This is a genomic window from Nocardia pseudovaccinii NBRC 100343, assembly GCF_001613225.1.
Lineage (GTDB): Bacteria > Actinomycetota > Actinomycetes > Mycobacteriales > Mycobacteriaceae > Nocardia > Nocardia pseudovaccinii.
This window is the reverse complement of record NZ_BDBY01000266.1, coordinates 1-21,377: the sequence shown is the minus strand read 5'-3', so window position 1 is coordinate 21,377 and position 21,377 is coordinate 1. Positions and strand designations below refer to the sequence as shown.

15 protein-coding genes and 1 pseudogene are annotated in these 21,377 nt (G+C 66.3%); 11 read left to right on the top strand and 5 right to left on the bottom strand.

The annotated features are described in order from the left end of the window. Window positions 1-30: 30 nt before the first annotated feature. Entirely contained in the window at window positions 31-1,197 is a 1,167-nt protein-coding gene (locus NP3_RS32950) for a serine hydrolase domain-containing protein (protein ID WP_084509344.1), read from the top strand. A gap of 21 nt (window positions 1,198-1,218) precedes the next feature. Here NP3_RS32950 and NP3_RS32945 read toward each other — a convergent pair. Then, window positions 1,219-4,481, bottom strand: a pseudogene (locus tag NP3_RS32945) (acetyl-CoA carboxylase family protein). Between the two features lie 49 nt (window positions 4,482-4,530). On the opposite strand from NP3_RS32945, the gene NP3_RS32940 reads away from it, so the two are divergent. The 3 genes from NP3_RS32940 to NP3_RS32930 all read left to right on the top strand — a co-directional run bounded on the left by NP3_RS32940 (window position 4,531) and on the right by NP3_RS32930 (window position 7,889). Continuing rightward, window positions 4,531-5,142, top strand: a complete 612-nt coding sequence (locus NP3_RS32940; RefSeq protein WP_063824976.1) for a TetR/AcrR family transcriptional regulator — start codon at window positions 4,531-4,533, stop codon at window positions 5,140-5,142. A 419-nt stretch (window positions 5,143-5,561) separates the two neighbouring features. Further along, window positions 5,562-6,422 carry a squalene/phytoene synthase family protein gene (locus NP3_RS32935; protein ID WP_169814620.1) on the top strand — a complete coding sequence of 287 codons (861 nt, stop codon included), beginning with the start codon at window positions 5,562-5,564 and terminating at the stop codon, window positions 6,420-6,422. 504 nt (window positions 6,423-6,926) lie between these two features. Next, window positions 6,927-7,889, top strand: a complete 963-nt coding sequence (locus NP3_RS32930) for an NADP-dependent oxidoreductase (RefSeq protein ID WP_063045645.1) — start codon at window positions 6,927-6,929, stop codon at window positions 7,887-7,889. A 12-nt stretch (window positions 7,890-7,901) separates the two neighbouring features. Here the strand turns inward: NP3_RS32930 and NP3_RS32925 are convergent, their stop codons facing one another. After that, window positions 7,902-9,413 (bottom strand): flavin-containing monooxygenase, encoded by a 1,512-nt coding sequence (locus NP3_RS32925; RefSeq protein WP_063045644.1) that lies wholly within the window; start codon window positions 9,411-9,413, stop codon window positions 7,902-7,904. A 362-nt stretch (window positions 9,414-9,775) separates the two neighbouring features. Between NP3_RS32925 and NP3_RS32920 the strand changes: the two genes are divergently transcribed. The 3 genes from NP3_RS32920 to NP3_RS32910 all read left to right on the top strand — a co-directional run bounded on the left by NP3_RS32920 (window position 9,776) and on the right by NP3_RS32910 (window position 12,902). Further along, complete coding sequence (locus NP3_RS32920; protein WP_063045643.1) at window positions 9,776-11,200, top strand: APC family permease; 1,425 nt, start codon at window positions 9,776-9,778, stop codon at window positions 11,198-11,200. A 139-nt stretch (window positions 11,201-11,339) separates the two neighbouring features. Further along, the gene (locus NP3_RS32915; protein WP_063045642.1) at window positions 11,340-11,753 is read left to right on the top strand and encodes a YybH family protein; all 414 of its coding nucleotides are present in this window, start codon (window positions 11,340-11,342) and stop codon (window positions 11,751-11,753) included. Window positions 11,754-11,861: 108 nt separating this feature from the next. Beyond that, window positions 11,862-12,902: a crotonase/enoyl-CoA hydratase family protein gene (locus NP3_RS32910; protein WP_063045641.1), complete on the top strand. Its 1,041-nt coding sequence runs from the start codon at window positions 11,862-11,864 to the stop codon at window positions 12,900-12,902. A 5-nt stretch (window positions 12,903-12,907) separates the two neighbouring features. On the opposite strand, the gene NP3_RS32905 is transcribed toward NP3_RS32910, so the two are convergent. Continuing rightward, a complete protein-coding gene (locus tag NP3_RS32905; protein WP_063045640.1) occupies window positions 12,908-14,296 on the bottom strand; it encodes a phenylacetate--CoA ligase family protein in 1,389 nt (462 codons plus the stop codon). 170 nt (window positions 14,297-14,466) lie between these two features. Here NP3_RS32905 and NP3_RS32900 point away from each other — a divergent pair, with 170 nt between their 5' ends. Beyond that, window positions 14,467-15,591 (top strand): BTAD domain-containing putative transcriptional regulator, encoded by a 1,125-nt coding sequence (locus tag NP3_RS32900; protein WP_063045639.1) that lies wholly within the window; start codon window positions 14,467-14,469, stop codon window positions 15,589-15,591. On the opposite strand, the gene NP3_RS32895 is transcribed toward NP3_RS32900, so the two are convergent. Next, a complete protein-coding gene (locus tag NP3_RS32895) occupies window positions 15,588-17,681 on the bottom strand; it encodes a serine/threonine-protein kinase (RefSeq protein ID WP_063045638.1) in 2,094 nt (697 codons plus the stop codon). The genes NP3_RS32900 and NP3_RS32895 overlap by 4 nt on opposite strands. Window positions 17,682-17,857: 176 nt before the next feature. Here NP3_RS32895 and NP3_RS32890 point away from each other — a divergent pair, with 176 nt between their 5' ends. Further along, on the top strand, window positions 17,858-18,457 hold the full coding sequence (locus NP3_RS32890; protein WP_063045637.1) for an HAD family hydrolase: 600 nt from the start codon (window positions 17,858-17,860) through the stop codon (window positions 18,455-18,457). Here the strand turns inward: NP3_RS32890 and NP3_RS32885 are convergent. Beyond that, window positions 18,454-19,101: a TetR/AcrR family transcriptional regulator gene (locus NP3_RS32885; protein WP_063045682.1), complete on the bottom strand. Its 648-nt coding sequence runs from the start codon at window positions 19,099-19,101 to the stop codon at window positions 18,454-18,456. The two genes, NP3_RS32890 and NP3_RS32885, sit on opposite strands and share 4 nt — an antisense overlap. Window positions 19,102-19,230: 129 nt before the next feature. On the opposite strand from NP3_RS32885, the gene NP3_RS32880 reads away from it, so the two are divergent. Together NP3_RS32880 and fabG are read left to right on the top strand one after the other, a co-directional pair. Next, on the top strand, window positions 19,231-20,379 hold the full coding sequence (locus NP3_RS32880) for an acyl-CoA dehydrogenase family protein (RefSeq protein ID WP_063045636.1): 1,149 nt from the start codon (window positions 19,231-19,233) through the stop codon (window positions 20,377-20,379). A gap of 34 nt (window positions 20,380-20,413) precedes the next feature. Beyond that, window positions 20,414-21,166 (top strand): 3-oxoacyl-ACP reductase FabG, encoded by a 753-nt coding sequence (gene fabG, locus NP3_RS32875; protein WP_063045635.1) that lies wholly within the window; start codon window positions 20,414-20,416, stop codon window positions 21,164-21,166. Window positions 21,167-21,377: the final 211 nt, after the last annotated feature.

Sequence of the window (21,377 nt, the reverse complement as noted above, 5' to 3'; positions counted from 1 at the left end):
GACGGCGCCATGCGTGACATGCTGGGACACATGGTGATCGATGGAGTTGTCGCATCCGGGTTCGAGGCGGTGCGAGAGGTATTCGCGGCGAATTTCGCCGAGCAGGGAGATGTCGGAGCGGCGGTCGCGGTGTATCGGGATGGGCGGCCGGTGGTGGATTTGTGGGGTGGGCTCGCCGATCCGGAGGGTGAACGGCCGTGGGAGCGCGGCACTCTGCAGCTGGTCTACTCGGCGACCAAGGGTGTCACCGCGACCGTCGCGCATCTGCTCGCCCAGCGTGGCGAGCTCGACCTGGACGCGCCGGTCGCACAGTACTGGCCGGAATTCGCCGCGGCGGGCAAGAGCGATATCCCGGTGCGCTGGTTGCTGACCCATCAGGCGGGGCTGGCTGCGCTCGATAAGCCGGTACCCCTGGCGGATGCACTGGCCTGGGGGCCGATGGTGGAGGCACTCGCCGCGCAGACCCCGAACTGGCCGCCCGGCACCGCGCACGGATACCACGGGCGGACCTTTGCCTGGCTTGTCGGTGAGGTCATCCAGCGCGCGACCGGACGCACCGTCGGGCGGATTCTGGCCGAGGATATCGCCGGACCGTTCGGTGTCGACTTCTTCATCGGTTTGCCCGAGTCCGAACGGCATCGCGTCAGCCAACTCGTGTTCGCGCCCAAGATCGATCTGGCGACGGTTCCGGACGAATTCGTCCCGGAGGAATTCCGGCCGATGGTCCTCGCGATGCGTGATCCGGAGGCACTGGTCAACCGCGCCTTCGAGGTCACCGATCCGGCCGATATCGATTTCAACGATCCCGCGGTGCATGCCGCCGAGATTCCGTCGAGCAACGGCATCGGCACCGCGCGCGGACTCGTCCGGCTCTACGCGGCAACCATCGGCGAGGTCGACGGCGCCCGCCTGCTGACCCCTGAAACTCTCACCGCCGCAACCCGCGAACAAGCCGCTGGGATCGACCGCGTCATGATGTTGCCCGACCGCTACGCCTCCGGATACATGCTCCCCACCGAAGGTTTCGCACTGGGCGGCCCCGAGTCCTTCGGGCATCCGGGCCGTGGCGGCTCCCTCGCCTTCGCCGATCCGGACACCGGCATCGCCTTCGCCTACGTCACCAACTACATCATCGAAGGCGCTCCGGACCTGCGTGCCCGCAATCTGGTCGACGCGGTAACCAACGCCATCGCCTAGACGGCGCACCGGCCGCGCGGTTCAGCGCAGGGTGCGGATCCAACGGCGGGTGTCGGCCGGGTCGATGACGTCGTCGAGTTCCAGGACGGTGGCGGCGGTCAGGGCCTTGCCGTTGGCGTAGGCGAGCTGGACGAGGTTGTCGAAGGCCTCCTGGCGTTTGTCGGGGTCTTCGATGGCCGCGACTTCCTTGGCGAAGCCGAGCCGGACCGCGCCTTCCAGGCCCATACCGCCGATTTCGCCGGTGGGCCAGGCGATTACGAAGCGCGGGGCACGGAAGGAGCCCGCGGCCATGGCCTGCGCGCCGAGACCGTAGCCCTTGCGGATGATGACGGTGCCCAGTGGAACGGTCAGCGCGGCGGAGTCGATGAACAGCTTGCTGAACTTGGTGACGGTCGCTTCCTTCTCCGCCTCCGGGCCGACCATGAAACCCGGTGTGTCGCAGAGGGATACGATCGGCAGGCCGTGGGCGTCGCAGAGTTGCAGGAATGCGCTGAGCTTGTCGGCGGCGGGGGCATCGATCGCACCGCCGAGGTGGTGGCAGTCGTTGGCGATGAGGCCGAAGGGGCGGCCTTCGACGCGAATGAGAGCGGTGACCACACCGACGCCCCAGTCCCGGCGCAGTTCCAGGACCGAGTCGATGTCGGCTACAGCGGCGATGACTTCGCGGATATCGAAAGCGCGCAGCCGATTCTCGGGCACCACGTGGCGGGTGACGCGCGGGTCCGGTGCGGTCCAATCCTGCAGCGGCCCTTGGAAATACGAGAGATAACGACGGGCCGCGGCAACTGCGTCCGCTTCGTCGGCGGCAACGATGTGCACGACACCGTTGCGGCGTTGGACGTCGATGGGGCCGATGTCCTCGGGTGCGTAGACGCCGAGCCCGCCGCCCTCGATCATCGCCGGACCGCCCATCCCGATATTGGCATCCGGGGTCGCGATGACCACATCGCACATGCCGAGCAGCGCCGCGTTACCCGCGAAGCAGCGTCCGGAGACGATGCCTACCAACGGGACTCGACCCGATAGTGCGCCCATTGCGCGAAAGGTGGTCACGTCGAGGCCCGAAATGCCCGAATAGTCGGTATCCCCCGGTCGCCCGCCGCCGCCCTCGGTGAAGAACACCACTGGTATGCGCTGTTCGTGTGCGAGTTCGAGCATGCGATCGGTTTTGGCGTGATTGCGCATGCCCTGGGTACCGGCCAGCACGGTGTAGTCGTAGGACATGACCAGTGCGCGAGCGACTTCCGCGCCGAATCGGTCGGCGTTGATGGTGGCGATGCCGCCGATCAGCCCGTCCGCGGGTGTGTTGGCGATCAGATCTTCGGGGCTGCGGCGCAGTCGCTGTGCGGCTACGGCGAGCGCGCCGTATTCGAGGAAGCTGTCCTCGTCGACGAGGTCGGCGATGTTCTCCCGGGCGGTACGGCGGCCCTGCTCATGCCTTTTCGCTACGGCGGCCGGACGGCCCGCATCGAGTCCGATTCGATGCCGCTCGCGCACTTCGCTCAGATCAGCACGGACCGCATCCAGGTCGACAGCCTCGATATCGGCGGCCGGACCGTCATGATCGGTCGCGACCCAAGTCAATAGCAATGCGTGCGGATCGACCGTCGCGCCCGGTGTCACCAGGTGGCGCGATACTCGCAGCGGCTGCTCCGCTCGCAGCACGTGCTGCATTTTCATTGCCTCGAGTACAGCGACTTCCGCACCGGCCGGAACAACGCTGCCCGGCTCCGCCAAGCTCACGACGGTACCGCCCATCGGCGATCGCATGCCCTGCTCATCGTCTTCGAGCCTTACCTGGAGATCGGCTGCTGCCGCCGGGTTTCGATGCTCGGCGAGCTGATGCGCCGGACCTTCCGAGCCGACCGCGCGCCGGGCCGCAGTAGATGCGTAATCGCCTGCCCGACCGACAAGTTCGCCGATACCGTCCTCGAACCACGAAGTGGAAACACTGGTTCCATCGGTGAGCTGCTCCAACACCGCGCGCAGCAAACCCGTGTTGGTATCGACACCGGCAATCACGGTTTCCGCCAACGCATCCGAACACCTCCGCATCGCAGCCGAATACGTCGGCCCCTGTGCGATAACCTTCGCCAGCAACGAGTCGAACTGCGCCCCCTGTCGCATGCCCGTGCACGCCGCGGTATCCACCCGAACGCCCACCCCGGTCGGCGCGGCGAATTCGGTCAGCACACCGGTGCTCGGCAGAACCTCCCCACCCGCCGTGACCATTTCGGCATTGACGCGCGCCTGCACCGCGAACCCCCGCACACAGTCATTCGCTCGAACAGCACGACCCGTCGTCTCCGGCACAAGGTCGCCGAGAGCGAGTTCGCGCAGGGCAGCGCCGCGGGCCAGATCGAGTTGGACTGCCACCAGGTCCACCCCGGTTACCGCCTCGGTGACGGTGTGTTCGACCTGGAGGCGCGGGTTGACCTCGAGGAACCAGGCGTCGGTCGCGGTGACCAGGAATTCGACGGTGATCACGCCGTGGCAGGAGACCGATTCGGCTATGCGGATGGCGTCGCGGTGCAGTCGTTCTCGAAGGGCGGCAGGCAGATTCGGGGCCGGGGCGATTTCGACGAGTTTCTGGTGGCGGCGTTGGATGCTGCAGTCGCGGTCGCCGACGGTGATGGCTCGGTGCCCGTCCGCGACGACCTGGATCTCGATATGGCGCGCGTCGGCGGCCAGTGCTTCGGCGTATACGGTGTCATCGCCGAAACCGGCGCGGGCTTCGGCTCGGCAGCGCTCGAGTGATTCGGCGAGTGTGTCCGCAGTGTGGACCGCACGCATGCCGCGTCCGCCGCCACCGGCTGCGGCCTTCAGCATCACACCGTTCGGGTGGTCGGCGAAGAACGCGGAAATTTCCGCCAGGTCCGCGCCGACGGACGTTGCGGGCAGGACCGCGACTTCGACCTGTCGTGCGGCGTCGCGGGCCGAGAGCTTATTGCCGAAAATGCGCAGCACCTCGGGTGAAGGCCCGACGAATACCAGACCGGCGGCCGCGCATGCTGCCGCGAAATCGGCACTCTCACTGAGGAATCCGTAGCCGGGATGCACCAGTGCATCGGCACCGGCCCCTTGGCCGCGGCGACTACAGCCGCGATGTCCAGATACGCGGCGGCACCGATGCCCGGCAATTGGACCGCGTCATCAGCCAAACGCACCGGCAGGGCTGTCGCCTCCGCACCGGTATAGAGCGCAAGAGTCGAGTAATTCCGCTCGCGTGCCGTCCGGATCACCCGGACCGCCACCTCACCCCTGTTCGCCACCACCACATGCATGCCGACAGTGTGCTTTGACATTGACGTCAATGTCAACGACGATGATTTCATGACACAGGCAGGCTGGTCGGTACGTGCGGCGCGGGAACGATCCGATACCGACCGCCATCGCGCGCTGCTCGATGCCGCCGCCGACGTCTTCGCCGAGCGCGGCTACGACAAGACCACCGTCGCCGATATCACCACCGCCGCAGGCGTTTCCCGCGCGACGATGTATGTCTACTTCGCTTCCAAGGACGAAATCTTCCTCGCCCTCGCCGCCCGGGTCCGCGACGATTTCCTCGATGCCCAGGAACCCGATATCGATACCGACGATCCCCGAGTGATGCTGGCCGCCACCATCGATGCCTTCGCCGCCGCGGTCCGCACAGCCGGACCCATGCTGCGCATCATCGATGAACGCGGTGCCGTCGACAACCGAGTCGCCATCCTCGCCCAGGAAATCGCCGAACGCCCCATCCGCCGCTTCACCCGCTACCTCGAACGCCTGCACACCGCAGGCCGCATCTCCCCCACCGTCCCGCCGCGCATCATCGCCGAAACCATCGGCTACGCCCTGACTCGCGGCACCCTCACCCGCGCAGACGCCACCCCACGCGCGCGCGCCACCTACCTGGCTCACATGCAGACGGTCGCCGAAACCCTTTTGTCCCCAACCTGATTCACGCAGCCGCGACGGCCTCGCTGCTGCCCGCGCCCATGGCCGCACCGGTGGGCAGAAACCGAAACTCGGTCCGCGGCAGGTACGGCTGGCGCGCGACGTCCGACGAGGTCGACACCGAGGGCAAGCGCCGGAATGCCGTCGCGCAGATCGCTGCCGAGTTCGGATGACACGACCCACCGTCTACCGCCCCCTCGCACCGACATTCGACGGGCTCACCGAGTAATTCGCTCACGATCCCTCGAAGTCCTGGGACGAGACCGAATATGATCAGAATCCCTTGTGTAACGGACGATCTGGGGGGAGTGCTCGTGCGATCATGGCGACGTTGCTTGGATGTGGGGGTGCGGGACCGCGCGGTGCGCGCCGACTATACAGCTGCGGCACGGTATTTACGACGCAGAGATTTCTCTGTCTGGTTGCCGACGCGGGTATTGGTTCCGCCGGAGGGACTGCCGCATATGGTCGCGGTAGCAGCGTTGGTGCGTTACACCGATGACCTTTGTGACAGTGGCCCTGTCGAGGGGCGGACGCAGCGGTTCGAGGAGTGGGCCGCCCATGTGGGGGCGGCGCTGGACACCGGCAGTTCCGAGCACCAACTGTTACGGCCATATCTGCACTCCGCCGACGTGCAGAAGCTTTCGCGCACCTGGCTCGACTCGTACCTGGCTGGGACTCGCATCGATCTGGACTTCCCCGGATTCGCTCAGGAATCCGACTACCAGCGCTATATCGACACAGTCGTGCTGCCGTCTTTCATGGTCACCACCGAAGCTATGCCAGGTCTAGCCCCGGACCGAAACTTCCTGTCCTTCGCGCGCATGCTCTCCGACGGGACGCAGCGAACAGACTTCCTCACCGACGTGTTCGAGGACCTGCGAGACGGGCGACTGTGCCTGCCGCTGTCCGACCTCGACCGGTACAGCGTGACCAGGGCAGACCTCGAACAGGGACTGGACACTTCAGGCGTCAGGGCGCTGATCTCGGCCACGGCACGTTCCGCGCGTACCTCACTCATACAGGGTGAACAGATCCTCGGCGCAATCGCCCCCGACTACCGCCCGATAATGAGATTCGTGATGGGCTTCTTCCACAAGCGTCTCGACGATGTAGAGACACGTGGCGCCGCCATCCTCCGCCGCCCGTACCGCGATGCGAAGGTGACGGCTGTGCCGCTGATCGCACGGTCCGGTCGCATGGGCGCATCGACACAAGCCCTCCCTGGCCGGGACGTCCAGAAGAACTGTGTCAGCAGCAGCAATCCACCGCTTGCCAGTTGATCACTACGCACCGAGCGTCTCTCGCCCGATGAGATGTTCCTCGACCCGCTGATCCAACTCCCTGATCACGTAGAAATCGCCGAAAATCCACCGGATACGGCGTAGCCGCTGGTCAACTCACTGGCGCAGGTCGGCTCCCTGGCCTGCGCACCGGCGTCCACCACGACCAGCGGTCCGAGCCCCGCGCCCGAGTTCGGTTCGGAGTGCAGCGAGAACGGCGGTCCACCGCTCGACGGCCGGATTCGACCATCGCCCGGTCGTGGCGACGGGTGCAAAGAGTCCTTGCAAACTCTCTTTGTAAGCCGCCGTAACCGTGCCAACCCTTGCGTTCAACGCAAGTACTCCTTACCAATATTGCACTGGAAATCATGTCTCGGTGGATCAATACTGATCTCAGGAGTTCTCGGAAGCGGATGCGCCGCTCTCGACGAGACAACCGATCGGTCGCGCCGCCTATTCGCCGGGCAGTGCCGACTGCCACCCCACCAGGACAGGAGCTCAGTCATGCCCAGAATCGTGCGTCCGACCGCCTATGGCACACCCGATGTGCTCGCCGTGACCGAGGTGCCTACTCCGTGCGCGGCCGCCGACGGCGTGGTCGTCGAGGTCCGGGCCGCGGGGGTCAATCCGATCGACTGGAAGCTCTACAGTGGGGCTTTCCATGCCGTGGACGAAGACCACAAGGAGGTCGCGGGAGTGGCCGCATCGATGCCCTCGATCGGTCTGGAGTGTGCGGGCGTCGTCACCGAGGTTGGTGCGGATGTGACCGGTGTGCAGGTCGGGGACGAGGTCATCGTGTACCCCGTGACGGCCGCCTACGCCGACTACGTCACGGCCCCGGCTACCTCGATCTTCACCAAACCCGCCGAAATCGGGTGGGCCCAGGCAGGGTCGCTGATGCTGACCGGCACGACTGCCGTCCACGCACTGCATGCCGTCGGCGTGGGTGCTGGCGACACGGTACTCGCCCACGGCGGGGCAGGCGGCGTCGGCCTGATGGGCGTGCAACTGGCCACCGCTCAGGGTGCGACGGTGATCGCCACCGCCGCCGAACGCAACCACGCACTGTTGCACGAGCTCGGCGCCATCCCTGTCGTCTACGGCCCTGGACTCGCCGACCGAGTGCGCGCCGCCGCGCCGCAGGGCATCACCGCCGCAGTCGACTTCGCCGGTACCGACGAGGCCCTCGACGTCTCGCTGGAACTGGTGGCCGACCGCACCAGGATCGCCTCGATCGCCGGGTCGCCACGACGCGCCGAAGCAGGCATCAAGCTGCTCGGCTACGGTCCGGGGCAGGACGCGGGCACCGAAGTCCGCGGCGCCGCGCGCGGTGGGCTCATCGAGCGCGCCGGGTCCGGCGCGCTGCGCGTCATCGTCGATACCACCTTCCCGCTCGCCGAAGCCGCGAAGGCCCACGAGGTCGGCATCGCCGGACACGCACCCGGCAAGCTCGTGCTGATCCCCTGACCGGCCCCTCGGCTATGCAATCCGCTTGCGCGCCTGGCCTCTCGACTTGCGGCCGGGCCGGGCGGCGGCACCGTCGAAGGTGAGTACCCCGTCCTCCAACGGCGCCTTGCGTAGTAGCGCGCGGTCGCGGAAGTAGTTGTTGATGACCTGCCAGGGGCCGCGGGCCCCCTGGCGGGGCATGACACCGTCGCCGCGTTGGATGTAGCCGGAGGTCAGGGCGCCGCCCATCAGTGATTGATCGGAGCGGTCGGCGTCTTCGGCGATCGCGACGACCTTGGTGTAGCCGTTGGCCTTCATGTGGTTGAGCAGGCGGCAGAAGTATTCGGCGGCCAGATCCGCCTTCAGCGTCCACGATGCGTTCGTGTAGCCGAGGACCAGCATCGCGTTGGGGATGCCGTCGAGCAGGGTGCCCTTGTAGACCACGTGCTCACGGGTCGACACCGGCTCGCCGTCCACATCGAGTGCCGCGCCGCCGAGGATCTGCACGGTGAGACCGGTTGCGCTGATGACGATATCGGCGGGGAGTTCTTCCCCGGATGCGAGCCGAATGCCGGTTTCGGTGAAGCGGTCGATGTGATCGGTGACGATCGATGCCTTACCACTGCGCAGGACCTTGAACAGGTCGCCGTTCGGGACGACGCACAGCCGCTGGTCCCACGGGTTGTACGACGGCGTGAAGTGCCGCATGTCGAACTGCTTGCCGAGTTGCATCCGCACCGCGGCGAGCAGCAGTTTCTTCGACAGCTCGGGATTGGTGCGCGAGAGCTGGAAGCTGGCCCGCTGCAAGGCGATATTGCGTGCCCGCCCGGCCCGATAGGCGATCTTCTCCGGCACCCGCGCGTACTTCATGCCGACGGCGACCGGGTCATCGGCGGGCAGTGCGGTGATGTAAGTGGGCGAGCGCTGCAGCATGGTGATGTGCGCGGTGTCGTCGGCCATCGCCGGGACCAGCGTGATCGCGGTCGCGCCGCTGCCGATCACCACGACGCGCTTTCCGCGGTAGTCCAGACCTTCCGGCCAGTGCTGTGGGTGCACGATCTGCCCGCGGAACTCCGCCTCGCCCGGAAACCGCGGGCGGTATCCGTTGTCGAAGTCGTAGTAGCCGGTGCAGCCGACGAGGAAGTTGCTGGTGTAGATCTCGGTCTCGCCGGTCTGCTCGTCGAGCGCCTCGACGGTCCACAGCTCGGCTTCGCTCGACCAGCTGGCCTTGGTCATCTTGCGCCCGAACCGAATGTGCTCGGTGACGCCGTATTCGGCGGCGGTGTCCTCGATGTATTGGCGGATGTGCGGGCCGTCGGCGAGCACCTTGGTGCCGATCCACGGACGGAAGCCGAAGCCGAAGGTCAACATGTCGGAGTCGGAGCGGATGCCCGGGTACCGGAACAGATCCCAGGTCCCGCCGATGGCGGTGCGGCGTTCCAGGATCGTATAGCTGCGTCCGGTCTGCTCGCGGGTGAGATGGCACGCCATCCCGATGCCGGACAGGCCCGCGCCAATGATCAGTACGTCGACATGCCGCGTCATTGAGGTAATCCGTTTCGTTCTGCTCTCACCCGAGCACCCTTGCCCGACCGTCCTCCAAGATTACCTGTTATCTCCAGTAACGTCTAGCCGCCTTGGAGAATGCGCTGGCGGCGTGCTTCTCTCGGCGTTTGCCGCCACGGTTACATGGTGATCAACCGTCCAAGTGTCGCTTGCCCAGCGATTGCGGCGGGGCGGGTTGCGGGCGTTGCAGCGGTGCACGTGGCGTGCAGCTGCACGCCACGCATTCGTGGGTATGGATTGCTTGCTGATCGCCCCGGCGTCGGCCTCGCCAACTCCGCCGACCACAATGGATAGCCGACTCGGCCGGTCGGCCGCAGCCAGAGCATGCATTGAGGGAGTTCATGACCAGCCCAACCCGGTGGCGCCGCCGCCTGCCCGACACCGCGACGAGCCCCGCTTCAGGGTCGCCGACCCTGAAGCGCAGTCTGGGGCGGATCGACCTCACGGCCATGGGTGTGGGCACGATCGTCGGGGCGGGCATCTTCGTCATCACCGGTGTCGCGGCTGCCGAGAAGGCCGGGCCGTCGATTGTGCTGTCGTTCCTGCTGGCCGGAACCGTCTGTGTGCTCGTCGCGCTCTGCTACAGCGAACTCGCGGCCATGGTGCCGGTCTCCGGCAGTGCCTATACCTACACCTACGCCACCCTCGGCGAAGGTCCAGCGTTCCTGGTCGGCTGGAATCTGCTGCTCGAATTCGTCATCGCGGGCGCGGCCGTGGCGATCGGCTGGTCCGGCAGCGTCGTCTCGGCGCTGGACTCCATGTTCGGCATCACTTTGCCCACCGCGATCACGGCGGGCCCGTCCGAGGGCGGCATCGTCAACCTGCCCGCCGTGCTCATCATCGGCGTCATCGTCGCGGTCCTGGTCGGCGAGGTGACGCTGACGGCCCGGATCACCAAGGCACTGGTCGCGGTGACGATCGGCCTGCTGGTCCTGGTCGTCGCGATCGGCGCACCGCACATCGATATCGGCAACTGGACCCCGTTCGCGCCGTTCGGATTCAGTGGCATCGTCGGCGGCGCCGCGATCGCCTTCTTCGCCTTCCTCGGATTCGATGTCGTCGCCGCATCCGCCGAAGAGGCGCGCAACCCCCGCCGCGATATCCCGTTCGCGATCATCGGCACGGTCCTGGTCGCTACCCTGCTGTACGCACTGGTCAGCGCCGTGCTCACCGGCATCGCACCGTTCGCCACCCTGAACAACGCCTCGCCGATCGCGACCGCCTTCGGGAATCTGCACGTCGGCTGGATCGGCAATGTCATCGTGATCGCCTCGATCATCGCGCTCACGAAGGGCCTTTTGCTGATCGTCTACGCACAGGTGCGGCTGATGTTCGCGATGTGCCGCGACCGTCTGCTGCCGCGCGGTCTCGCCGAAACCGGTAAGCGGGCCACTCCGGTCCGGCTGACGCTGCTGCTGGGCGTCGTCTGCGCGACCATTGCCGGTCTGCTGCCGATCGATATCGTCGTCGAATTGGTGAATATCGGCGCGCTGTCCGCTTTCGCGGTGGTTTGTGTCGGAGTGCTGGTGCTGCGAAAGCTGGAGCCGAATCGGGAACGGCCGTTCCGCACCCCATTGGTGCCGCTGGTGCCGATTCTCGCGCTGATCGGCTGCGTACTGCTGGCAACCACCTTGGACGGGCTGACCTGGGTGCGTTTCGCGGTTTGGGTGCTCGTCGGCATTGCGGTCTACCTGGGCTACGGCCGTAAACGCTCCACCCTCGCCGCGCCGACCATAACTGACTCAACGGTTTCTGCCGAACGGTAACCGGCGCGAAATTCGCCATTGGGATCTTGCACGAATGCATTCCCAGTCATTGCGTCCGCGTGGTGAATTCGGCACGCTCTCTGGGTAAGAGCCACGGCGCACACCCCGGCGGCCGGGCCGGAGAGGACGACGACCAGATATGTCCGATGACGAGAAGCAGATCCGAATCCTGATCGAGCGGTGGGCGGCGGCGGTGCACACCGGCAACCTGGCCGGTGTAGTCACCGATCATGCCGACGACATCGTGATGTTCGATGTGCCCCCGCCGAATGAAGGCGTGCGTGGCATCGACGCCTATCGGGAGACCTGGCCCGGCTTCTTCGAATGGCAGGCATCGGGTGCGACATTCGACATCGTTTCGCTCGAGGTAGAGGCGGGCGCAGACGTGGCATTCGCGCATGCGCTGCTGCTGTGCGGCACCGCGGAGGATTTCGCCCGCGATCCGGCCAAGCGCCTGCGGATCACCTTCGGCCTGCGCAAGCGGTACGGACGCTGGGTCGTGGTGCACGAACACCACTCCTTCCCCGACGACACCGCGGCACCCGAGGCCTGAGCTCGACCCGGTTCGCTACGGTGGCATCGAGCGCAACGATGCAGCGACCGCCGGTGGCGTGGTGCACCGTTGCCGCGAATACGGCATCGAGTGCACCGGGAGTTCCACGTGAATCAGCCTGATAGCGAAGCCTTTTCGAACCATGCGGGCACCCGCCCCGCGGCCTGGTACGAGAACTGGACGGAGGTGCCCGATTCGCCGTGGCGGGATCGGCCCGACCCCGCTGGCGAACGCGAGTACCGCACGATCACCTATGAGCGCGACGGGCGCATCGCGCGCATCACCTTCAACCGCCCGGAGAAGGGCAATACGATCACCCCGGACACCCCGGTCGATCTCGCCCATGCGGTCGAGCGGGCCGATCTGGATCCGCGGGTGCACGTCATCCTGGTATCCGGGCGCGGCAAGGGTTTCTGCGGCGGCTACGACCTGGATATGTTCGCCGAACAGGGCAGCCACGGTGCCGATGGTTCGATCGACACCACCGGCACCGTTGCCGATCCGGTGGTGCAGGCGGTCAATCACAATCCCTGGGGCACTTGGGATCCGATGATCGACTACGCCATGATGAGCCGGTTCAACCGCGGTTTCGCCAGCCTGATGAACGCGAACAAGCCGACGGTCGCGAAACTGCACGGCTTCGCCATCGCGGGCGGCACCGATATCGCGCTCTACTCCGACCAGATCATCTGCGCCGACGACACCAAAATCGGCTACCCGCCCACCCGCGTATGGGGTATTCCGGCGGCGGGCATGTGGGCCCATCGCCTGGGCGATCAGCGCGCCAAGCGGCTGCTGTTCACCGGTGACTGCATCAGCGGGAAGCAGGCCGAAGAGTGGGGTCTCGCGGTCGAATCGTGTCCGGCCGATGAACTCGACGAGCGCGCCGAGGCATTGGTGGCACGCATCGCGCGCATGCCGATCAACCAGTTGATGATGGCCAAACTGGCGCTCAATTCGGCGCTGCATTCGCAGGGCGTGACGAATTCCGCGATGATCAGCACGGTATTCGACGGGATCTCCCGGCACACGCGCGAGGGTTACGCCTTCCAACTGCGTTCGGCCACCGTCGGTTTCCGCGAGGCCGTGCGCGAACGCGACGAACCGTACGGCGACTACAAGCGCGCCCAGTTCCGCGCCGAGGAATAACACGCTCAGCGTGTATAGCGGTGCTTCACCCCGATCGGGAAGTAGTCCGGATCACCGGTGGGGCGCAGCTCGACATGCGGCAGGTGACGTTCGGGCGGAACGTAATGCGCGTATTCGCTATTGCGGCGCAGCAATTCGTCGCGAATCGATTCGGCGACGCGTCGGGTGCGTTCGGGGGTATTCGGTTCGTCGGGGACCAATTCCACCGTGACGCGCAATGTCGGATCGTGATCGGCGTTCTGCCACACCTCCAGCACGAACTTGCCGGTCACCCATTCGCTGACTCCCGGCTGTTCCAGCCCGATCGTTACCGTCTCCGGAAAGACATTCGCCCCGAATATCGATACCGCGTGCAGCGATCGCCCGAAGACATAGACGAACGGCAGCTCGGGTCCGGTTTCGGCGCCGAGATCGAGGCCGTGGGCGGCACAGAACGCGAGCATATCCGCATGCGAGACCACGCCACCGTCGTCGGCGATGTGATAGCGGATCAGCGGTACCCCGGAATCGGCGGTGAATGCCAGTGTGCCGTCGATGGATTCGAAATACCGATCCGCCGGATCGTATTGCAGCAGCGTGGGCAATCGCCGACTCCCGAACAGTTCTTCTCCGGCGCGATTTTCGCCCAGAAACCGCCGGATCCGCACACTCAACGGCGTCTCGTTTCCGAGGACTCCCCCGTCCGCGGTCCCGTACAGCGAGGCCACATCCCGCACCGGATCCAGCCCGGTCCGCTGTGCCATCAGATCGCGCCACTGCTCACTGATCACCTCACCGGCCAATACGAGTTTCACCAAGTAACGCGACCACTCGACTCCCGCACGAAGTCCGGTATCGATGACGTCCCTGAGAAACGGCGGATACCCCAGCAGCACAACCTGATCGACATGCGAACCCAGTTCCGGGATCACCCGCAAGATCTCCGCTTTGTTATTGCCCGGCGCGACGATCGTCAACGGCATCTCCGCCGCCAATGCCCGCAGGCAGGAGAGTGTGTACAGCCCGCCGACCCAGGTACCCAGCGGGAAGCACACCACCGCAAGGGTGCGCGTCGTCGCGGCGGCGAAGCCGTCGGCGAGCACCTGCGCGAACCTGCGTGTGGCCGCCGCCTCGTCCGCGGCGGTGCGCGGCCAGAAGGTCGGCGTCCCAGTCGATCCCGATGAAACCGCGATCAGATCGCAGTTGGTGAGCTCGCCACCGCGGCAGCGTTCGGGTAGCGGATAGCGGTGGTGGTAATTGGCCTTGGTCGTCAACGGCAACTGCTGGAAGGCCGCGGCGTCGGTGATCTTCTCCGGATCGATCCCGTGCGCGTCCAGAAATGCCCGATACGCGGGCACGGTGGCCGCGGTCCGCGCGACCGAGTCGAGAATGTGCTGATCCGGATCGACTGACATCTGGCGACCTCTCTCCCCGTGCGCGCTTCAACGCTACCGGCGTCGGATGCGCGACATGCGTGATCGTCCGATACTTCTTCCACGGTCCCCGAACGCGGCACCCGCTGCCACGATGGAAACGGCGGGGTCGTGGCGCTCGATGGACATTTCGAGAACGGGAGGACTGGGGGATGTCGGATATACGGGCGAGATTCGGGGTGCTCGGGCCGGTGCAGTTGACGATCGACGGGGTCGCGCAACCGCTCGGTGGTGTGAAACAGCGTGCGGTATTGGCGTATCTGGTGGTCAATGCGAACCGGCCGGTGTCGACGGAGGCGCTGGCACAGGCGGTGTGGGAGGAGAATCCGCCGCCGGATATCCGGATCAGCCTGCACACCATCGTGTCGAATCTGCGAAAGCCGTTGCGGGATGCCGGACTCGACGCGCGCACGATCCTTTCGCGCGCGGGCACGGGCTACCGGATCACGGTGCCCGCGGACAGCTGTGATGTCCAGCGGTTCCGTACGCGCAAGGAATCCGGATTGCGGGCCATGGCCGCGGGCCGGTTCTCGGTGGCCGGTGAGGTGCTTTCCAGCGCCCTCGCACAGTGGCGCGGCACCGCGCTGGCGGACCTGCAGGGCCTCGGTTTCGCCGATGCCTTCGCCACCGCCCTCGACGACGAACGGATCGGTGTCATCGAGGCCCGCGCCCAGGCCGAGATCGCGCAGGGCCGGGCCGACGGCGTGATCGCCGAGCTGGCCGAACTGGCCGACAGGTATCCGCTGCGCGAACCGCTGTGGGAGCAGCTGATCACCGCCCTGTACGTGAGCGGTCGGCAGAGCGACGCACTCGAGGCGCTGCGCCGATTGCGGGTGACCCTCGCCGATGAACTCGGGATCGATCCGGTGGCCTCGATTCGCGAACTCGAAGCCAAGATGCTGCGCCAGGAACCGCTCACCCCGCCCGCCGATGCCGTCGCATCGGCACTGCGGGCCACTACCGTCGTCGACCTGATAGCGCCCGGATCTCAAGCGTACCTGCGGGATTCGACCGGGCAGACGTTCCCGATCACCGGCCCGTTCACCCGCATCGGCCGACTGCCCGATAACGACATCGTGCTCGACGACGGCAAGGTAAGCCGCCATCACGCGGTGATCGTCAGCAATGGGGTGACATGCGTGCTGAAGGATCTACTGTCCTCCAACGGGGTGTTCGTCGGCGGGGTCCGGGTCATCGACGGCGCCGCGCTCACCGATGGTGTGACGATCCGTATCGGCGATACCGAATTCACCTTCGGCGTTATGCCGCACAACTAGGTGGTGTGCTTGTCGAACCAGTCCCGCAGTTGGGCTTCGGTTTTCGGTCCGGGGAGCGGGTTTTCCGGCACCAGTGTGCAGAACTGGGCGATCAGGTGGGCGTCGGAGTGCACGGCGATCAGGCAGGTCCGGGTGCCGATATCCGGATCGTTGTCCAGGAAGCAGAAGAATCGGCCGATGTCCTTGCCCCCGCTGCGCCACACCTCGTCGGTGCCGCCGCCACCGCAGGCGTGTCCGCCGAGCACCCCGACGTCGGCCCGGTACAAGGTGTCTGCCGACTGGGCGTCCGGGAATCCGAAGAACAGTGCGGACGGATAGTCGGGCGGGGTACTGCATACGATGGCGGCGTTCACCGTGCCGCCGGGCGGCGGCACGTGCCGACAGTTCGCCGGACCGAAGGCATTGCCGAGATGCCCGAGCAGGACGCGGTCCTCGGGGGTGAAAAAGTCCGGGTCACGGGCGGCTTCGGCGGTCAGGAACTGGCTGGCGGCGAACTTGGACAGGTAGTCGCGCAGCGGCTGGTCGCTCGGCGACGGCCAGATGAAGAACGCCAGCGCGAGCTGGGGCTCATCGGTCAGCAGCAGGGATGGTTTCGGCGCGTTGGGGTCATCGGCGCGGTTGGCGAGGCACGCCTTGCGGCCGATCTCCTTGCCCTCGTACATCACTGGGCCGTCCGGCCCAGCGGGGTCGCCGGGGCAGTTGGTGGTCTGGAAGGTGCGGATCAGGAGGTTGTAGTAGTCGTGTAGTGCGTCGAGATTGCGGAACCGCATGTATCGGACCGCCGACTCGCTGGCCGCGGGGTTGTCCGGGCAGAAGATGACCGCGACGGTGGTGGAGGTATCGGGCTGCTCGTGCTGGCAGGTGGATCGGCTGCGGCCGGTCTGGGCGACGATCTTCAGCAGATCGATATCGGCGTCGCGCAGTGCGGTGGCGTCGGCGACCGCGGTGCCCTTTCGATCGCCGAGCATGGTCCAGGCCCCGTATCCGGCTCCGGCGGCGATCACGGCGGCGAGTGCCAGGACCAGCGCGGTCAGCCTGCGGCGTCGACGGCGCGGTTCGGCCACCGTGACACCCTGTGTATCGCTTGTCTCGGCTTCGGGCTGCTCCGTATCGGGTTTCCGGGCAACGGATAACAGATCGTCACTGGTCGCGGTATCGGGCGAGCTGCCTTGTCCGGCTTCACGATTCGAGGTTCGTTCATCGTGCACCCCGATCGCGGACACCGCCGTGCGCCCCTCGGTGACCGCACCGGCACTCGTCAGCGCCGCCTCCGCCGCATGCGCGAGGTCCCCCGCCGCCCGGTAACGTTCGCGCACGTTTTTGGCCATGCCGTGCTCGATGACGGTATCGAGCGCGGGCGACACGTCCGGCCGGTTCGTGCTCGGTCGCGGCACCGGCCCGAACAGATGCGCGCTGATGATCTCGGCGTCGGTGGTGCCCCCATACGGCCGTGCGCCGGTGAGGCATTCGTAGAGCACGCAAGCCAGCGAGTAGACATCGACCGCGGGCGTGGTGTGCTCGGAACGGAACCGTTCCGGCGCCATATAGCTGAATGAACCGATCACCGCACCGTGGGTCGTCAACCCCTGATCGGCATCGGAATGCGCGATACCGAAGTCGACCAGATAGGCGAAACCTTCCGGCGTGAGGAGGATATTGTCCGGTTTGACGTCGCGATGGACCAGTCCTTCGGCGTGCGCGGCATCCAATGCCGACGCGATCTGGCGGATCACCGCCACCGCCTGATGCGCGGGCATCGGCCCCTTGCTCTCCAATACCGACGGCAAGCTGACACCGTCCACCAAGCGCATATCGATATACAGGTGGCCGTCGATCTCGCCGTAATCGTGAATCGGGATGACGTGCGGTTCGCGCAGTCGCGCGGCGGCGTCGGCCTCGCGCTGGAATCGCTCGCGGTACCCCTCGTCCTGCGCGAGCCGTTCGAGGAGCACCTTGATCGCCACACTGCGGCGCTTGCGCATGTCGTAGGCCTGGTAGACCTCGCCCATGCCTCCGCGCCCCAGCAGCCGATCCAACCGGTAGTGCCCGAATATCGAGCCCACGGTCGGTGGCTGGCGCTGGCTCGTCATCTCGTCCTCCGCGATGCAGACCGGAGCCCTTCGCTGTCGGTCAACTGTAAGGTCGGCGACCTGCTTTTCGCGCCGCCTGCGGAAATGTTCCCCCTGATTGATCTTCGCCGTGCCATGTTTGGTTAACCGCTGGTCCTGTCGCGCGGCTGATCGAACCTCGACGATAAGGTCATGGGATGACCTGGACCGTCGCCTTCGACCTCGATATGACGCTGATCGATTCCCGGCCGGGCGTGTGCAAGGCGATCGAGCAGTTGGCCACGGAGTTCGGTCTGCCGTTGCGTAGTGCTGAACTGGCCGACCGGCTCGGGCCGCCGCTGGCGATGCTGCTGGCAGACGCCGGTGCGCCCGAGCAGCTCATCCCGGCACTGGTGACCCGCTATCGCGAGATCTATCCATCGATCGTGCCCTACATTCCGGCCATGCCCGGTGCCGATGCCGCATTGGATGCCGTCCGTGCGCGCGGCGGGCGGATACTCATCGTGACCGGCAAACACGAACCACTGGCCCGGCTGCACGTCGCCGAACTCGGATGGCGAATTGATGAGGTGGTCGGTGATCTGTGGTCGGACGGTAAGGCGGCGGCATTGCGCGAGCACCGCGCGGACCTGTTCGTCGGCGATCACCAGGGCGATATGCGCGGGGCGCGAGCGGCGGGCGTCTATGCGCTCGGGGTCACCACCGGTCCCTGCGATGCCGACGAATTGCGCACGGCGGGAGCGGATTTCGTCCTCGGTGAGCTGACCGAATTCCCGGACTGGCTGGCCGCGCGCTAGCGCCCGCCCGCCGCACCCTCCAGCGTCTCGAACCGCAACGACAACCCGTCCAGCAACGCGCGCAACCCGGTTTCGAAGGCGGCGTCATCGATATCGCGCTGCCGTCCCGACAGCAGATGCGCCTCGTCCAGATGCGGATAATTTCCGCGATAGACCGCCGCGTCCTCCGGGAACCCGCCCGCGAACGACCCCAGCGTCGACCCGGTGACGAAGAACCGCATGAGCGCGCCCACCTGGGTGGCCTCGCGGCGCGGCCAGCCCGCCGCCACCAGACCCCCGAAGACCGCGTCGGCCTGCCGCAACGCATTCGGCCGTCGACCCATGCCCTGATTCAGGGCGGGCACCACCTTCGGATGCGCCGCCAGGGCCGCCCGATACGACCTGGCCCAATCGCGCAGTGCCACCCGCCAATCCGAGATATCGGTGAACATGGACAGATCGATCTGGCCGAGTACGGCATCGACCATCGCGTCCAGCAGGTCGTCCTTGGTGGCCACATGGTTGTAGAGCGATGGGCCCTGCACGCCGAGTTCGGTGGCGAGTCGGCGCATCGAAACCGCCTCCAGTCCTTCGGCATCCACCAGATCCAGCGCGGCCGACACGATGCGATCGCGGCTGAGCAAGGGGTGGCGGGGTCTTCCCACGAAAACCTCCTGGTCGGTCAATCCAGTGTCACACGGCGGATACCCACACCATCAAACTTGCATCGCTAGTTTAGCGACAGTTAGCATACGGGAAACTTCCGCTGTTAGTTTTCTTGCCCCGGAGTCGTGATGAACCTGGAACTGTCCGACGAACAGGCCGCCGCCAAGCGGCTCGCCGCCGAATTCGTCGACCGCGAGATCGCGCCGCATGCGACGGAGTGGGACCGGACCGAATCCGTCGATACCGCGATCGTGGCCGAACTGGGTGAAGTCGGTTTCCTCGGTCTGACCATTCCCGAGGAGTACGGCGGCAGCGGCGGCGACCATCTCACCTACTGTCTGGTACTAGAGGAACTCGGCCGCGGTGACTCCGCAGTACGCGGAATCGTCTCGGTCTCTTTGGGTTTGGTCGCCAAATCGATCGACCACTACGGCACCGAGGAGCAGAAGCGCACCTGGCTGCCGCGCCTGACCTCGGGTGCCGCACTCGGTTGCTTCGGCCTCACCGAGCCGGGGACCGGTTCGGATGCGGCGCAATTGCGCACCCGCGCGGTTCGCGACGGTGACGACTGGGTGTTGTCCGGGACCAAGATGTTCATCACCAACGGCACGTGGGCCGATGTCGCCCTCGTTTTTGCCCGGACCGGCGGCGAAGGGCATCGCGGTATCACCGCCTTCCTGGTGCCGACCGACTCCCCCGGCTTCACCGCCCGCGCCATCCACGGCAAGCTCGGTCTGCGCGGGCAGGCCACCGCCGAACTTGTACTCGACGGCGTCCGGGTCCCCGACGGCGCCCGATTGCACGATGCGGGCAAGGGCTTCACTGTCGCGATGGCGGCGCTGGCCAAGGGCAGGATGTCGGTGGCCGCCGGTTGTGTCGGCATCGCACAGGCCTGCCTGGATGCCGCGGTCGGATATGCCACCGAGCGCGAACAATTCGGCAAGCCGATCGCCGGGCATCAGCTGGTGCAGGAGCTGCTTGCCGATATCGCCCTCGATGTGGACGCGGCCCGGCTGCTGGTGTGGCGGGTGGCCGATCTGATCGACCGTGGCGCCGAATTCGCCGTCGAGTCGTCGAAGGCGAAATTGTTCGCGAGTGAGGCCGCGGTGCGGGCCGCCGATCGGGCGCTGCAGGTCTTCGGCGGTTATGGCTATATCGACGAATTCCCGGTCGGCAAATATCTGCGCGACGCCAAGGTGATGACCCTGTACGAGGGCACGAGCCAGATCCAGAAGCTACTGATCGGTCGTGCGCTGACCGGAGTCAGCGCATTCTGATGACCGCCGTATCAACTCCCGAGGAGGATGTTCGATGACCAGATTCACCGACCGGGTCGCCGTGGTCACCGGCGCGGCACAGGGTATCGGCGCGGCCACCGCGCAACTGCTCGCCGCCCAGGGCGCACAGGTCGCGGTGCTCGATCGCAATGCACCCGAGGACACTGCCGAACAGATCGTCGCGGCGGGCGGCGCGGCCCGCAGTTATGTCTGCGATGTCACCGACCGCGCCTCGGTGGAATCCGTATTCGCCGATATCGCAACCGATCTCGGCGGTCCGCACATTCTGGTCAACAATGCGGGCATCACCCGCGACGATCTGTTCTTCCGGCTCTCCGAGGACGACTGGAATGCGGTGCTCTCGGTCAATCTGACCGGCGTTTTCCACTGCACCCAGGCGGCCCAGGAGTACATGGTCGCCCAGCGCTACGGCAAGATCGTCTCGCTGTCGAGCCGCTCGGCGCTCGGCAACCGCGGTCAGGCGAATTATGCCGCCGCGAAGGCGGGCATCCAGGGCCTGACCGCGACGCTGGCCATCGAACTCGGGCCCTACAACATCACTGTCAATGCCGTCGCGCCCGGCTACATCGCCACCGCGATGACAGCCGCGACCGCGAACCGGGTCGGGGTCACGGCCGAAGACCATCAGAAGGCTGTGGCCGAGCGGACCCCCCTGGGCCGCGTGGGACAGCCCGAAGAGGTCGCCGCGGTGATCGCGTTTCTGGCCAGTGATGAGGCGTCCTATGTCAGCGGGCAGACGTTGTACGTCAATGGTGGGGCCCGCTGAATGCGCTGGTAGCGTCCGGCAGCCACGCTCGTCGCGGTATTCGGGAGCCTGCTCGCGGTAGCCGGTCCCGTCGCCGTGGCCGAGCCGCCGCCGTCGGGGCCGACGCAGGACTGCCAGGTCGGGGACACACAGGTCCAAGGACCTACCTGTGCATCTGCGGCGAAGACCGGCAGTGGGTGTGTCACGAACGGACTAGACGAGTAAGTCCGAA

What these genes read in the sequence shown, in the direction of transcription:
- NP3_RS32950 (WP_084509344.1), top strand. Translation starts at nt 31, where the DNA reads ATGGTGATCGATGGAGTTGTCGCATCCGGGTTCGAGGCGGTGCGAGAG.
- NP3_RS32940 (WP_063824976.1), top strand. Translation starts at nt 4,531, where the DNA reads ATGACACAGGCAGGCTGGTCGGTACGTGCGGCGCGGGAACGATCCGAT.
- NP3_RS32930 (WP_063045645.1), top strand. Translation starts at nt 6,927, where the DNA reads ATGCCCAGAATCGTGCGTCCGACCGCCTATGGCACACCCGATGTGCTC.
- NP3_RS32925 (WP_063045644.1), bottom strand. Translation starts at nt 9,413, where the DNA reads ATGACGCGGCATGTCGACGTACTGATCATTGGCGCGGGCCTGTCCGGC.
- NP3_RS32920 (WP_063045643.1), top strand. Translation starts at nt 9,776, where the DNA reads ATGACCAGCCCAACCCGGTGGCGCCGCCGCCTGCCCGACACCGCGACG.
- NP3_RS32915 (WP_063045642.1), top strand. Translation starts at nt 11,340, where the DNA reads ATGTCCGATGACGAGAAGCAGATCCGAATCCTGATCGAGCGGTGGGCG.
- NP3_RS32905 (WP_063045640.1), bottom strand. Translation starts at nt 14,296, where the DNA reads ATGTCAGTCGATCCGGATCAGCACATTCTCGACTCGGTCGCGCGGACC.
- NP3_RS32900 (WP_063045639.1), top strand. Translation starts at nt 14,467, where the DNA reads ATGTCGGATATACGGGCGAGATTCGGGGTGCTCGGGCCGGTGCAGTTG.
- NP3_RS32895 (WP_063045638.1), bottom strand. Translation starts at nt 17,681, where the DNA reads ATGACGAGCCAGCGCCAGCCACCGACCGTGGGCTCGATATTCGGGCAC.
- NP3_RS32890 (WP_063045637.1), top strand. Translation starts at nt 17,858, where the DNA reads ATGACCTGGACCGTCGCCTTCGACCTCGATATGACGCTGATCGATTCC.
- NP3_RS32880 (WP_063045636.1), top strand. Translation starts at nt 19,231, where the DNA reads ATGAACCTGGAACTGTCCGACGAACAGGCCGCCGCCAAGCGGCTCGCC.
- fabG (WP_063045635.1), top strand. Translation starts at nt 20,414, where the DNA reads ATGACCAGATTCACCGACCGGGTCGCCGTGGTCACCGGCGCGGCACAG.